The sequence below is a fragment of the Saccharomonospora sp. NPDC046836 genome (assembly GCF_040645195.1).
In the GTDB taxonomy this organism is placed as follows: domain Bacteria; phylum Actinomycetota; class Actinomycetes; order Mycobacteriales; family Pseudonocardiaceae; genus Prauserella_A.
In genome coordinates this window covers 216,285-229,548 of record NZ_JBEYXW010000004.1, presented here as the reverse complement: position 1 = coordinate 229,548, position 13,264 = coordinate 216,285, and the positions used below count along the sequence as shown (strand labels likewise).

The following is a 13,264-nucleotide window of genomic DNA, read 5'->3' as shown; positions in this document are numbered from 1 at the left end:
GTCAGCTATCGAGGACAACGGCTACGATGCCGGCGAGGTGGGCCAGCCGCGCCACTTCGGCAGCGCGGAACATCGGCCCGCCTGGGCGGCCCACCAGCAGCACGCGGTCCGGTTTGCCGAGCGGGGTCGCCGCCAGTTCGGTACCGAGCTCCCGCCACGTCTCCGGGATCCACGGTTCCTCGCCGTCCAGCACCGTGGCCCGCTCCAGCGGCAACCACGGCATCTCCTCGATCAGCGTCTCCGGCGCGGCACTCGACGACGCGAGCCGCTGCACCCCGTCGTCGCCGTGCTGTACCACGACGGACCAGCCTGCCCGGATGATCCGCGGCACGCCTTCGGCCAGCAGGTCGAGACCGGATGACGGCTGGGCGGCGATGTCCTCGACCAGTTCCAGCTCGCGGTGGGTGTCCAGCACACCGGCGTAGGGGCGCACGGCATCCACCTCGACACCCTCGACACTCTCCGCGGCGGTGATCAGCGCGTCGGGCAGCCGGCCCGACGGCATCTCGACGACCAGGTCGTCGATGGCGACTCCGCCGCCGCGCTCCACGACGTCGACGCTCAGGATGTCCGCGCCTGCCATACCCAGCGCGGTGGCCACGGCACCGAGGGTCCCGGGACTGTCCGGGAGCTGAACCCGGATCAGGAACGACACTGTGCGCCCCTCTCGGTCCTCGTCGGGCAACACACTGCGCCGAGAACCCGCTGGTGGCGCCTCCCGTGCAGCTTCCTCACCTCATTCAAGCAGCTCACCGCAGCTTTCAGACCTGACGTCTTCTCGGGCACTCCCGCCTTGCCGTGGAGCGCGCGTGCCGGCGGATGATTGTGGCAGAACGAGCGCGGCAAATGCAGCCGCCGACGGCGTGGCCAGATCCACACTGCACCGATAACCCGGTCGAGCCCCGCGCGCCGCACGCCATAGACTGCCGGTGGGAATACCCAGATCCACAACATCCCACTCGCGAATCGAGAAACCCCCACCGGAGTCAGCTGCGTGTCGAACATTTCCCGCGACGAAGTCGCACACCTCGCCAAACTGGCCAGGATGGCCGTCACCGAGGAGGAGCTGGACGTTTTCGCAGGTCAGCTCGATCAGATTTTGGACGCGGTGGCCAAGGTAGGCGAGATCGCCGGGGACGACATCCCGCCCACCTCGCATGCCGTGCCGCTGACCAACGTGTTCCGTGCCGACGAGATCCGTCCCGGCCTGACTCAGGACGAGGCGTTGTCCGGTGCGCCGGCGGTCGAAGAGGGCAGGTTCCGGGTCCCGCGCATCCTGGGGGAAGAACAGTGACTGATCTGACACGGCTCACCGCCGCCGAGCTGGCGGCGCGGATTCACGCCCGCGAACTCACCTCGGTGGAGGTGACGCAGGCGCACCTCGACCGCATCGCCGAGGTCGACAGTGCCGTGAACGCCTTCCTGCACGTCGACACCGAGGGCGCGCTGGACGCGGCTCGCAAGGTGGACGCGGACCTCGCCGAGGGCCACGCTCCGGTCTCGCCGATCGCGGGTGTGCCGTTGGCACTGAAGGACGTTCTCACGACCAAAGGTGTGCCGACCACGTGCGGCTCGAAGACACTGGAGAACTGGGTACCGCCCTACGACGCAACGGTGACGCGCAAGCTGCGCGAGGCCGGTGTCGTCATCCTCGGCAAGACCAACATGGACGAGTTCGCGATGGGCTCCTCCACGGAGAACTCCGCCTACGGCCCCACCCGCAACCCCTGGGACCGCAAGCGCATCCCCGGCGGTTCCGGCGGTGGCTCGTCGGCTTCGCTCGCGGCGTTCGAAGCACCGCTGGCCATCGGGACCGACACCGGTGGCTCCATTCGTCAGCCCGCCTCCGTCACCGGCACCGTCGGCGTGAAGCCGACCTACGGCGGTGTCTCCCGCTACGGGCTCGTGGCGTTCTCCTCCTCGCTCGACCAGGCGGGCCCGTGCGGGCGCACCGTGCTCGACGCCGCGCTGCTGCACGAGGTCATCGCCGGGCACGACCCGCTCGACTCCACCTCCATCGACGCCCCCGTCCCGCCGGTCGTCGCGGCCGCGCGGCAGGGCGCCGAGGGTGACCTCACCGGCGTGAAGATCGGGGTCGTCACCGAGTTCGCCGGTGAGGGTTACCAGCCCGGTGTACTGCGCTCGTTCGAGGCCGCCGTCGCGCAGCTGCGCGAGCTCGGTGCCGAGGTGCTGGAGATCTCGTGCCCGAACTTCACCTACGCGCTGCCCGCGTACTACCTGATCGCGCCCAGCGAGTGCTCCTCGAACCTGGCCCGGTTCGACGCGATGCGCTACGGCCTGCGCGTGGCCGACGACGGCGCGCACAGCGCCGAGGAGGTCATGTCGCTGACCCGTGAGGCCGGGTTCGGCGCCGAGGTCAAGCGCCGGATCATGCTCGGCACCTACGCGCTGTCCTCGGGCTACTACGACGCCTACTACGGGTCGGCGCAGAAGGTGCGCACGCTGATCACACGCGACTTCGAGGCGGCCTTCGAGCAGGTGGACGTGCTGGTTTCGCCCACGACGCCCACGACGGCCTTCAAGATCGGCGAGCGCGTGGACGACCCGCTCGCGATGTACCTGTCCGACATCTGCTCGATCCCGGCCAACCTGGCGGGCAACGCGGCCATGAGTGTCCCCAGTGGACTGTCCGATGAGGACGGTCTGCCGGTGGGGCTGCAGATCATGGCGCCCGCGCTGGCCGATGACCGGCTCTACCGGGTCGGCGCGGCCTACGAGGTGGCGCGCGGCCCGATCCTGGACCGGATTCCGGAGCTGAAGGGGGAGCCGGCGTGACTGCCCTGGCTGATCTGATGGACTACGCCGAGGTCCTCGAGCGCTACGACCCGGTGCTGGGGCTCGAGGTGCACGTCGAGCTGTCCACCAGGACCAAGATGTTCTGTGGCTGCCCGAACCTCTTCGGCGGGGAGCCCAACACACACGTGTGCCCGACCTGCCTCGGTCTGCCCGGTGCGCTGCCGGTGGTCAACGGCAAGGCGGTGGAGTCGGCGATCCGGATCGGCCTCGCGCTCAACTGCGAGATCGCCGAATGGTGCCGGTTCGCCAGGAAGAACTACTTCTACCCTGACATGCCGAAGAACTTCCAGACCTCGCAGTACGACGAGCCGATCGCGTTCAACGGCTACCTCGACGTGGTGCTCGACGACGGTGAGGTGGTGCGCATCGACATCGAGCGGGCGCACATGGAGGAGGACACCGGCAAGTCGCTGCACGTCGGCGGCGCGACCGGGCGGATCCACGGCGCCGAGCACTCGCTGCTCGACTACAACCGCGCCGGGGTGCCGCTGATCGAGATCGTGACCAAGCCGATCGCCGGCATGGGGGAGCGGGCTCCCGAGGTGGCCCGCGCGTACGTGACCGCGCTGCGTGACCTGCTCCGCGCGATGGACGTCTCGGACGTCCGGATGGATCAGGGTTCGCTGCGCTGCGACGCGAACGTCTCGCTCATGCCCAAGGGCAGCAGCGAGTTCGGCACCCGCACCGAGACGAAGAACGTCAACTCGCTGCGCAGTGTCGAGCGCGCCGTGCGGTACGAGATGACGCGGCAGGCGGCCGTCCTGGCCGGGGGCGGCACGGTGACGCAGGAGACCCGGCACTTCCAGGAAGCCGATGGGAGCACCTCGCCGGGGCGCACCAAGGAAACCGCCGAGGACTACCGGTACTTCCCCGAGCCGGACCTGGTGCCCATCGCGCCGTCCCGCGCGTGGGTTGACCAGCTGCGGGAGACGATCCCGGAGATGCCGTGGGAACGCCGTAAGCGCATCCAGGAGGACTGGAACCTGACCGACGAGGAGCTGCGTGACCTCGTCAACACCGGCGCCGCCGAACTCGTCGCGGCCACGGTCGACGCCGGTGCCGAGCCGGGTGAGGCCCGTAGCTGGTGGGTGCAGTACCTGACGCAACAGGCGAACGCCCGCGAGGTGGAGCTGTCGGACCTCCCGATCACTCCGGCGCAGCTGGCGCGTGTGATCGCGCTCGTCAAGTCCGGGGAGCTGACCAACAAGCTCGCCCGCGAGGTCGTCCAGGGCGTGCTGGCCGGTGAGGGTGAGCCGGACGAGGTCGTGGACAAGCGTGGCCTGAAGGTCGTTTCCGACGACTCCGCGCTGCTCACGGCCGTCGATGAGGCGCTGGCCGCCCAGCCGGACATCGCCGACAAGATCCGCGGCGGCAAGGTGCAGGCCGCCGGCGCGATCGTGGGTGCGGTGATGAAGGCGACCAAGGGCCAGGCGGACGCCAAGCGGGTCCGCGAGCTGATCCTGGAACGGGTCGGCGCCTGAGCCGCGTGTCGTGGCGGGAGTGGCTCGGCCTCGGCGCCGGGCTGCTCGCGCTCGGCTCGCTGTTCCTGCCGTGGACGGTGCTGACGGCGAGTAGCCCGGATGTGCAGGCGGTGCTCGCCGAGCTCCCGGACGGGGACGTGACGCGCTCGGCGTGGAACTCGACGTTCTTCGCCTGGTTCCCGCCGTTGCTGCTACTGGCCACCGGTATCGGCGTGGCCGCGCTCGGTCACGTGCAGTCGGTCCGCAGGGGCGGGCTGCCACAGTTGTGGCTGGTCGCCGCTGCGGTGGCGCTGTTGTCGAGCGTGCTCGGCTGGATGCTGATCGACTGGCAGTTCGGTGGTGACGAGCGTGTCCTGCTAGCCGATGCCGGTGTCACGGTGGCCGCCGGCGCCGGCCGCTATCTCGGCCTGCTCGCCGTCCTGGTCTCGTTCACCGCAGCGATACTGGACGTCCGCGCAGCCCGCACCGAAGCCCGCAAACCTCGCCGCCGCCGCTGAACTCTGGCGCGGGTGCTGGTCACAACGCAACGAACCCAGCGTCCCGCCAAGACAACGAGCAAGCACCGTGGGGCCTGCGGGGGTCGCCCCCGCAATGTCTCAGTCGCGGCCGGAGCCGGAGGCGGGCTGGCGCACGATGAGGACCACCCGGTCGTCGCTGGAAACCGGGTCGCCGCCGTCCTTGTTGACCGTGCCGGCGACGGCGACATCCGGCGTGACCGGATCGAGCGAGCCGAGCCTGCCGTAGCTGGTGCCGTTCTCGCCGTTCATCGTGATCTGCGGTTGTCCGCCGACGGAGCCGTCCTCGGTGAGCGGCAGGTTCTGCACGCTGCCGCTGCCCGAGGTGGCGACAGCGATGACGTCGGTCCAGTCGGCGCAGCCGGTGACGCCGGGTTTGTCGGGCCAGGTCCAGGCCGGGGCCCGCAGCTGCTTGCCCGCTTCGATGCGGTGCAGCGCGTCGGCCGCCGGTGCGCGGTCGGTGACCCACAGCCGGGCGCCGTCGGCGGTCTTGCACAGGCCGCCGGGGCTGTGCAGCCCGGAGGTCAGCACGGGCGAGTCGGATTTCGGGTTGCCGTCGGCGGGCTGGCCGGTCGCGTTGATCCGCAGGACCTTGCCTGCGAGCGAGGCGGGGTCCGCGGCCGCGGCCGCGTCGCCCGCGTTGCCAGTGGCGACCAGCAGCGAACCATGTCCGTCGGCGAGCAGCGCACCACGGTTGCCGTTCGGCCCCTTCGGGATGCCGGTCAGTACCGGTTTGGCCGGCTGGCCCCTGGCGAAGCGCACGACCCGGTTGTCGGTGGGTGTGGTGATGTAGGCGAAGACGAGGCCGTCCTCGCCGTAGCTGGGGGAGAGCGCGAGACCAGTGAGCCCGCCGTCGCCGGTGGCCTCGACGTCGATGGATGCGAACTCCGACTTCTCGGTGCTGGTGCCGACCAGGAACACCCGCCCGCTGCTGCGCTCGGCAGCCAGCGCGGTGACGGTCGAGCCGTCCGTGGGCAGCGCGGCGACGGCGGACACCGTGTCCAGGCAGGTGGCTATCACGGCCTTGTCGAAGTCCTTGCAGCCGTCCGGCGGTGGGACCGGCGTCTGTGACGTGGGCGGCTCGTTCGGCACAGCCTGCGAGCCCGCCTCGGGGACCTCGGGCTGCGGGCCGGCTTCCGGCGTCAGCTCGGGCGCGGGCTCCCACTGCTGGCCGGCGCTGTCGTCGAACTGGGCGCAGCCGGACAGCAGCAGCACGCCACTGGCCAGCACAGCCAGCGGCCACCCGCTGTTCCGGGGCCGTATCCGCACAGTTGTCGAGCGTAGGCGGCCAACCGTGAGCCTCGGGTAAGCGGGTTGGTTCCGGTACGAGACGATGGTGCCCGTGACGATCACGGTGCTTGTTCCCGACGACGACGGTATGGTGGCGCTTTCCGAGGCGGCCGGCGTGCGGCCGGTCCGCTACCAGGTCGGCAAGCCGCTGCCGGACGAGGCTCGCGAGGCCGAGGTGCTGATTCCCGGCGCGGGGGCCGCGCGGGAGGCGAAGGAGCTGCTGAGCCAGCTGCCGAGCCTGCGGCTCATCCAGCTTCTCAGCGCGGGCGCGGAGTCATGGGTGGACATCCTGCCGGACAGCGTGCTGCTGTCGACGTGCCGCGGCGCGCATGGCGGCAGCACGGCCGAATGGGTTGTGGCGGCGATGCTGTCGCTGTATCGCGAGCTCGATGGGTTCGCGCGAGCGCAGCGCTCCAGGGCATGGTCGGTGCGGGTGACCGAGAGCCTGCACGGCAAGCGTGTCCTCGTCATCGGGGCCGGCGACGTGGGCAACCAGCTGCGCCGCAAGCTGGAGCCGTTCGACACCAAGGTCACAATGGTCGGCCTTTCGGCACGGCCCGGCGTGCACGGCGTCGACGAGCTGCGCACGCTGCTTGCCGACAGCGATGCGGTGGTGCTGCTCGTGCCGCTCACCTCACGCACGCGCGGTATGGTCGATGCCGCCTTCCTCGCGGCGATGCCGGACGGTGCCGTGCTCGTGAACGCCTCGCGCGGGCCGGTCGTCGACACCGACGCCCTGCTCGCCGAACTGTCGGCGGAACGGCTGCGTGCCGCGCTGGACGTCACCGAGCCGGAGCCGCTGCCAGAGGACCATCCGTTGTGGACTGCGCCTGGCGTGCTGATCACGCCACACGTGGCCGGATCGGTGCGCGGTGCGAGGCGGCGCTCCTATGCGGTCGCGGTCGCTCAGATCGAGCGTTACGTGCAGGGAGAGCTGCCGGACAACCTCGTGCACGGCGAGTACTGACGCGGCGGCTCAGTCTCGTTTCATGATCGAGCCGCCGAAGTAGTCGTCGTCGTGTGGGTCGCCACCCGCGCGGGACGGGCCACGCTTGGGCTCCGGGTCGGTGCTCACGGGCGGACCGCCAGCGTCGACGATCTCGTCGAGCTCGTGGCCCTCCTGGATCATGGTGTAGGCCTGTCGCATGCCCTCGACGCCGCCCTCGAGCGCGCGGCGGACCTGCGGGTCGTCGAGGAAGCGCCCGCCGGCGATGTCGTTCCAGGACAGGTCGCCGCGGTCGATGCGTTCCTGGAGCTCGCGCAGCTCACGCGGCGCGCCCTTGCTCCGTGCGTGTTCCTCGATCTGCTCGATGTCCTGCTGGGACAGGCTGGTCTGCGGGATCTGCCGTTCGAGTTGTTTGGTCTCGGCAATGGTCTGGTCGAGGTTCAGCTCGGCAGCCTCCAGTTTGACCATCGCCTCCTGGATCTGAGGGCTCATGAACCGGTCGGGGTTCGTCATACGGGTTGCCTCCCATCAACTGGCCGCCAGGGTAGTGCAGTCCTCAGCTCGGTTCTGTGCCGAACTCCGCGAGTAGCCCGCATAGAGCCACGCAGGTTCCAGCGCTGACAGTCGTTGCCGCACATCACATCTGTTCGCTCGTGCCCAGTCTGCAGTCACGGTGCTTTCCGTGCTCTGTCGGCGGCGATGTTACGCACGCGCTTGGTACGGCCAACGGAGCTGAGCAGTTCCAGCGTATCGCGGGAGGAGACTTCGGTGGCGAGCTTGCGTTGCAGCCAGTCAGTGGCTGCTGCGATGTCGTCAGCGGATGGCGTAATGCCTTCCGCGGCACGAAGGAAAAGGGTCCACTCCGCGACCCGTCTCCGGGTGAAGTCGACGCCGTCGAACACGTCCGACAAACCCCGCGCCCACTCGGTGAAGGCGCTGGAGGAACCCATGGCTCCGGCCGTGCGGTCGACGTGCTTGGTCACCGCTGCCTCCGACATGACTTTGTCGTTGTCGCCCAGCACTGCTGTGAGCACTACCCGCTCCTCGGCAGCCGAGGTCGCCGCGAGTGCGTCCAGATAGAACTGGTAGCGCAGATGCTCGTCCGCCAGCAACGCCTGCGTTTCGGGTGCTGCCGTGCCGACGATTCTCCGGAGAGTTGCGATCACGTCAGGTGATGTCATGGTCGGCCTATCCGTTGTTCCGATGCCAGCGCATGTACCTGCCGATGGCATCTCGGATTTCGTTGCGGTTGTTCTCGACGACCTCTCGCTGACGACGTGTCAGTTCTGGATCACCTTCCAGCGGGTGACCGTTCTGGCCGATTCTTGTCTCAGTACCGCCGCCTTGCACGTGTGCGTGTGGTGGTGGGTGGTCGTTCGAGTGAATGAGGATGCGAATGCCGCGTTCGTTGACGACCGTGCCTACCGGGCTATCGTCTCCCGGCCCACATTCCCTGGTCGCGGCCAGGCCCAGCGGATCGATCCAGCTCAGTGGATTCGGCACATAGGCATGAGGGTTTGGTCCGCCTGCAAGGCCAAGCGGATCGGTAGCGCCGTAACGTGCCGTTTCAGGCTGGTAGTACCGGAAATAGTTGTAATGCCAGCCGGTTTCGGGGTCGTGATACTGGCCGGGGAAGCGCCATGGCGTTCGGGCCTGTTCGTTCGTCAACGGGAAGCCCCACAGCGTGGTCTCACCACAACGGTGAACTTCACCTTGCGGGCTCACCAGCTCGGTGGGCGCACCGATCAAATCTGTCACGATCGAGTAGAAGGTCTCGTCGATTCGGCTCTGCTCGCCATCGTCCGACGCGGCCCGCTCATACTGAGTGAGCAGATTATGCCCGCCCGGTCGGAATTCCCACGTTATTACCCTGCCTGTGGACTGCGACTCCTCCGCGATCGTTTTGCCGTCCCAAGCGAAGTCGGTTTGCTCAATGCACTGTATGCCATCGGAACTCCACCGTTGCTTGGCTATTCGGCGGCCGAGCGCGTCGTAAAGGTATCGCCATTGGCTCCCATCGGGGGTGAGCACGCTGAGCAGGCGGTCCTCGGCATCCCAGTTAAATGCCCATCCCCGTTGGTCTGACCGTTGGTTCAGGAGGACACGCGTCACCATGCGTCCTTGGCGGTCGTGCCCATACCGGTACAGTCCTGCTTCACTGATGAGCGTTCCCTGGTACGTCCGCGCACCTTGCGGACTCGTATCGCTTCCCGGCCATGCGGCGACCCGGATGTTGCCCGTCGCATCGTATTCGTATAGTTCTGCGCCCAGTTTCCGACGCACAGCCGTTGGCCTGCCGAGACGGTCCATGATGAAATCGCGGCTGCCACCGAAACGATCGGCGACAGCAGTGATATGGCCGTCTGCGCGGTAGCTGTAACTACGCTGTTGAACTGCGTGGCCGAGTGCTGTAGATGCGTTTGCGGCAGCTGGGCGGAATACGGTTTGGCTGGCTAGCCTGCCGTTCGGGTCCCATTCCTGCCCGAGGATCGATGTCTGGTCAAGTTGACGCTGCACCTCGTGACCGTCTGCGTCATAGCTGAATGTCAACGTACGCCCAGCGGTTCGCATGGAAATGGGTCGACCGTCGGCATCGTAATCCCAGTCGGCAACAGTTCCTGACGGCGTTTGGCGCACCGTACGCCTGCCCAGTAGGTCATAGGCCGACGACACGGTACGCCCATTAATCGTCTCAGCCACCACCCGTCCGCAGGCGTCGCGTTGCAAGGTCAGATCGGCGTCTGAGTTGGTTGCTCTGGTCAGTCGGCCCGCTGCGTCGTACTCGAACGTAGTGACCGCCTGACCGGATACCTGGCGAACGATGTTGCCCAGCGCATCCCTCTCGAAGCTTATCGTTTGGCCCTGGCCGTTGGTCTTTTCAACCAGTTGTCCAGCGGCGTCCCTGTGGTATTGCGTCGAGACGCCGTTGAAGTCCACTTCCTTGATCAAACGACCTGCTGCGTCGTACTCGTATAGCCAACGCAGACCACCTGGATTTGTCACGGACCTGAGCCGTAGTTCGGTGTCGTACTCATATCGAGTGCGCCCACCATCGGCTCCAATTTCCTCGGCGGGGAGGTCGAAATGAGTCGTACTAGTGCGGGTGAGGTGGCCAATGCCGTTCACGTGCTCGACTTGGTTTCCCTCGGCGTCGTATCGCCACCGATCCACCGTGCCATCAGGCAGCACTCTGGACAACGGCTTGCCTTCGACCGTCCAGGAATAGCGTGTGAGGTGGCCGTTTGGGGCAGTCCGTTCGGCTAGGCGGCCGAATACGTCGCGGCGGTACCTCGTGACCCCACCACCAGGTTCAGTTACGACGACCGGAAGTCCCGCAGCATCCGTCTCGATACGGCGCACACCGGACATGGCATCCGTCACGGACCTGAGGTGACCGAACTCAGCGTACTCGAAGGTTGTAACGGCGCCTTGCTCGTCTGTCGACTCGATCAGGTTCCCCCGCGCGTCATAGGACTGCCGTCGGGTAGCACCGTCCGGTGTCACCAACGAGGTCAGCAGATTCAGTTCGTTATAAGCGATGGCAATCTGCGAACCGTCTGGTCGAACGATTTCGACGAGGTTTCCCTGTTCGTCATACCTGTTCCGTGTCGTCCTGTGTAGGGCATCCACCTCAGCGAGCAGTCGTCCATAGCGGTCCCATTCGTAATGGGTTTCGTTGCCGATCGGATCAATCTGGCGGACAAGTTGGTTCAGCTCGTTGAAATTATAGACAGAAACGTCGCCCAGCGAATTCGTCTCGCGCGTTACTCGAGTAGAGGTGTCGTACTCGATCGTTCCGGCGAGTGCGTTTCCGGAGCCTTCTGTGCGGACACAGCGACCGTTCTGGTCATACTGGTAACCGTACCATTCCCCGTTACGGTCTTGCCATTTCACGATCCGACCATGGCTGTCGTAGTCGAACTGCAGTGCTCTCCCGCTGGAGTTGAACACCTCTGTGAGATCCCCTGCTTGACTGTACCGGTACTGCACCAGAGTTACGTCGCGACCTGCGTTGTTGTTCAGTCGCAGCCCGGTAATTCGTCGTTGGGCGATGTCGACGGCGATGTTGTAACCGCATGAGTGGCGGATCTGAGTGAGAGAACCATTCGGTGCGTACTCGAAATCGATCCGATTGTCATTGCGATCGGTAATTGCCGAAAGTGTGCAGACGCCGTCACGGCTGGGTTCGAAACGTAGCGTGCGCCCTGTTTCTGGCTGCGTGACGACGTAGCCGTCCTCGTCGCGCGAGAGTGGCCAGCGAGCGCCGACGGCTGCGAACACTTCGTCGCCTTCGTGAGGTTGCGGATACACGAGGATTACGCCGTCTGAGCCGGCGTAATACACCTGATCGCCAACGATCTCCAGGCGCTGGTCCACAGTGGCAGCCCACGACCGGCCGAACGAGCGGCCTGCGCGGTACGAGGAAACGTGCACGCGCTCAAGCACGAGTTCCAGAACACCGGGCAGTTCGACGTCCTTCTGAACGAGGAACATTTCCCCGGTGGCCATGTCGATCGGCTCGCGGCGTCCGCAGCGGCCGATCGGCTGCTGGGAGCGGTCCACCGGGTTCTGAGCATCGCTGCGCAACGAGCCGTCTTGTTGGCGTGAGGTCGGGTTTCGGCTGTCTGGACCGGTGCTGGTGCTGTCGGTGTTGCTGCTGGTGGTGGTGCCGGGGTCGGTGCGGGTGTTGGTGCGTTCGTCTGCGAGTCCGCGTGCGTTGTCGGTGGCGCTGGAGGCGGTGGTGCGGGCGTCGGATACGGCTGAGGAGGCTTCGGTGACGCCGTCGCGGACGCTGGATGCGCCGTCGCGGATGTTGCCTACGCCGGAGGCGGCGGTGTTGCCGGCGTTGATCACGTCGTTGAGGGAGTTGGCGGAGCCGAGTTGGGAGAGGGCGGTGCCGACTTCGGTGATGCCCTGGATGACTTGCTGGGCGCCTTCGATGATGGATTGGATGGCCTGGATGAGGCTCATGATGGCGTTGTAGAACTGGATTGCGTCGTAGACGAGTTTGACCGCGCGGCCCCAGCCCACCACCGGGATCGGCAGCATCGCCGCTGCTTCGATGAGTTTGTTGACGAGTTTTTCGATCAGATCGAGGATGCGGTCGCAGGCCGCTTTGGAGCCGTCCGCAACTTTGCCGAGTGCGATGCCGATCAACCGCGCCGCCTGGGCGTCGGCTTCCAGCCCGATGGTCCAGGTCGTGCCGATCAGCCCGTAGAACTGCTCCGCCGCGTCTCCCGACCACCCCGGCCGCAGCTCCTCCAGACCGCCGTTGAGGTTGTTGCGCACCGCCTGCAACGCATCACGGACGTTGCTCCACTGTGCGGCGGCTTTGGCGATGGATTCGAAGTCGCCGGTGATGGGGGTGATGATCGAGGAGACGAGGTCTTCGCCGACGACTTTTTCCCATACCCAGTTGACGACCTGTACTTGGAGGCCGGCGTCGGCGATCGCGTCCTCGATCGAGGACCCACCTTCAAGACCAGGATCCTGCGCCAACAGCCCAATCGGATCCTCGACATCGGCGTAGCCGGCCATCGCCACCCCCAGTTATCCGCGCACGTCGGTTTGGAACAACGTTTCCGACGCAACCTAACCGTGTCCCGTTCCCAACGACAACATGACTTCGATGGCGACTATGCGTTGAGCCAGTAGTAGCTGCCGCGATGTGCTGAGCGGATGGCGCTGGGTTCACTCGTCATTGCAGCGGAGGAACCAATGGCGTCGTCGTTGCGTAGACCGGTGCCGTTGGCGGGCCCGACCGGTGACCACACTCCGTCGCGGAGATCCACGTGACACCGGCGATGGCAACGGGCCTTTGGTTGAGCATCCCTGATCGCAATCGGCACGGAGCCTTCACCAAGATAGAAGTGCCCCGGGAAGTACTCGACGTGCACGTGCCCCCGCGGGTGCCCTGAAGTCGCCGAATCCCGTACCACGTTGCCGAGCGCGGGTAACTTGTCCCCCGGCCCCTCGATGACCAGTGCATTGTGCTCCTGGTTGACGTTGATGAGCACACTGTCCCTGGTGGAGTTTTCTTGTACCTCGATACGGGCTAGCGCGTACTCGTAGGGCTTGACGTCCGCTTCCTCATCGAGCTCGATCGTTCCGCTGCTGCGGGTGAGTGCGTCGGCGAACGCCAGGTACTCCTCCGGAGATCCTGACAGAGCCGTGTCGGGACCTTCACTGCAAAGCGTGACGATCATGCTGCTCGT

At 66.4% G+C, this 13,264-nt stretch carries 11 protein-coding genes; 5 read left to right on the top strand and 6 right to left on the bottom strand.

Annotated elements, in window-relative coordinates; genetic code table 11:
• Nucleotide 1: 1 nt before the first annotated feature.
• Nucleotides 2-655: an ACT domain-containing protein gene (locus tag ABZ863_RS07770; RefSeq protein ID WP_358532185.1), complete on the bottom strand. Its 654-nt coding sequence runs from the start codon at nt 653-655 to the stop codon at nt 2-4.
• A 339-nt stretch (nt 656-994) separates the two neighbouring features.
• Between ABZ863_RS07770 and gatC the strand changes: the two genes are divergently transcribed.
• Genes gatC through ABZ863_RS07750 form a run of 4 tightly spaced genes read left to right on the top strand, consistent with a single transcriptional unit; the run spans nt 995 to nt 4,795 of the window.
• Nucleotides 995-1,294, top strand: a complete 300-nt coding sequence (gene gatC, locus ABZ863_RS07765; RefSeq protein ID WP_358532183.1) for an Asp-tRNA(Asn)/Glu-tRNA(Gln) amidotransferase subunit GatC — start codon at nt 995-997, stop codon at nt 1,292-1,294.
• Nucleotides 1,291-2,796, top strand: coding sequence for an Asp-tRNA(Asn)/Glu-tRNA(Gln) amidotransferase subunit GatA (gene gatA, locus ABZ863_RS07760; RefSeq protein ID WP_358532181.1), 1,506 nt, complete (start codon nt 1,291-1,293; stop codon nt 2,794-2,796). Before gatC ends, gatA begins: the two co-directional genes overlap by 4 nt.
• On the top strand, nt 2,793-4,298 hold the full coding sequence (gatB, locus tag ABZ863_RS07755; RefSeq protein WP_358532179.1) for an Asp-tRNA(Asn)/Glu-tRNA(Gln) amidotransferase subunit GatB: 1,506 nt from the start codon (nt 2,793-2,795) through the stop codon (nt 4,296-4,298). Before gatA ends, gatB begins: the two co-directional genes overlap by 4 nt.
• A gap of 5 nt (nt 4,299-4,303) precedes the next feature.
• On the top strand, nt 4,304-4,795 hold the full coding sequence (locus tag ABZ863_RS07750) for a hypothetical protein (RefSeq protein ID WP_358532177.1): 492 nt from the start codon (nt 4,304-4,306) through the stop codon (nt 4,793-4,795).
• A gap of 99 nt (nt 4,796-4,894) precedes the next feature.
• Here the strand turns inward: ABZ863_RS07750 and ABZ863_RS07745 are convergent, their stop codons facing one another.
• On the bottom strand, nt 4,895-6,082 hold the full coding sequence (locus tag ABZ863_RS07745) for a PQQ-dependent sugar dehydrogenase (RefSeq protein WP_358532175.1): 1,188 nt from the start codon (nt 6,080-6,082) through the stop codon (nt 4,895-4,897).
• Nucleotides 6,083-6,155: 73 nt separating this feature from the next.
• Here ABZ863_RS07745 and ABZ863_RS07740 point away from each other — a divergent pair, with 73 nt between their 5' ends.
• A complete protein-coding gene (locus tag ABZ863_RS07740; RefSeq protein WP_358532173.1) occupies nt 6,156-7,070 on the top strand; it encodes a 2-hydroxyacid dehydrogenase in 915 nt (304 codons plus the stop codon).
• A gap of 9 nt (nt 7,071-7,079) precedes the next feature.
• Here ABZ863_RS07740 and ABZ863_RS07735 read toward each other — a convergent pair whose 3' ends face one another.
• From ABZ863_RS07735 to ABZ863_RS07720, 4 genes are all read right to left on the bottom strand, one after another.
• Nucleotides 7,080-7,562 carry a hypothetical protein gene (locus ABZ863_RS07735; RefSeq protein WP_358532172.1) on the bottom strand — a complete coding sequence of 161 codons (483 nt, stop codon included), beginning with the start codon at nt 7,560-7,562 and terminating at the stop codon, nt 7,080-7,082.
• Nucleotides 7,563-7,717: 155 nt separating this feature from the next.
• Complete coding sequence (locus ABZ863_RS07730; RefSeq protein WP_358532170.1) at nt 7,718-8,230, bottom strand: hypothetical protein; 513 nt, start codon at nt 8,228-8,230, stop codon at nt 7,718-7,720.
• 7 nt (nt 8,231-8,237) lie between these two features.
• A complete protein-coding gene (locus ABZ863_RS07725) occupies nt 8,238-12,587 on the bottom strand; it encodes an RHS repeat-associated core domain-containing protein (RefSeq protein ID WP_358532168.1) in 4,350 nt (1,449 codons plus the stop codon).
• Between the two features lie 98 nt (nt 12,588-12,685).
• Nucleotides 12,686-13,255, bottom strand: a complete 570-nt coding sequence (locus ABZ863_RS07720; RefSeq protein WP_358532166.1) for a hypothetical protein — start codon at nt 13,253-13,255, stop codon at nt 12,686-12,688.
• Nucleotides 13,256-13,264: the final 9 nt, after the last annotated feature.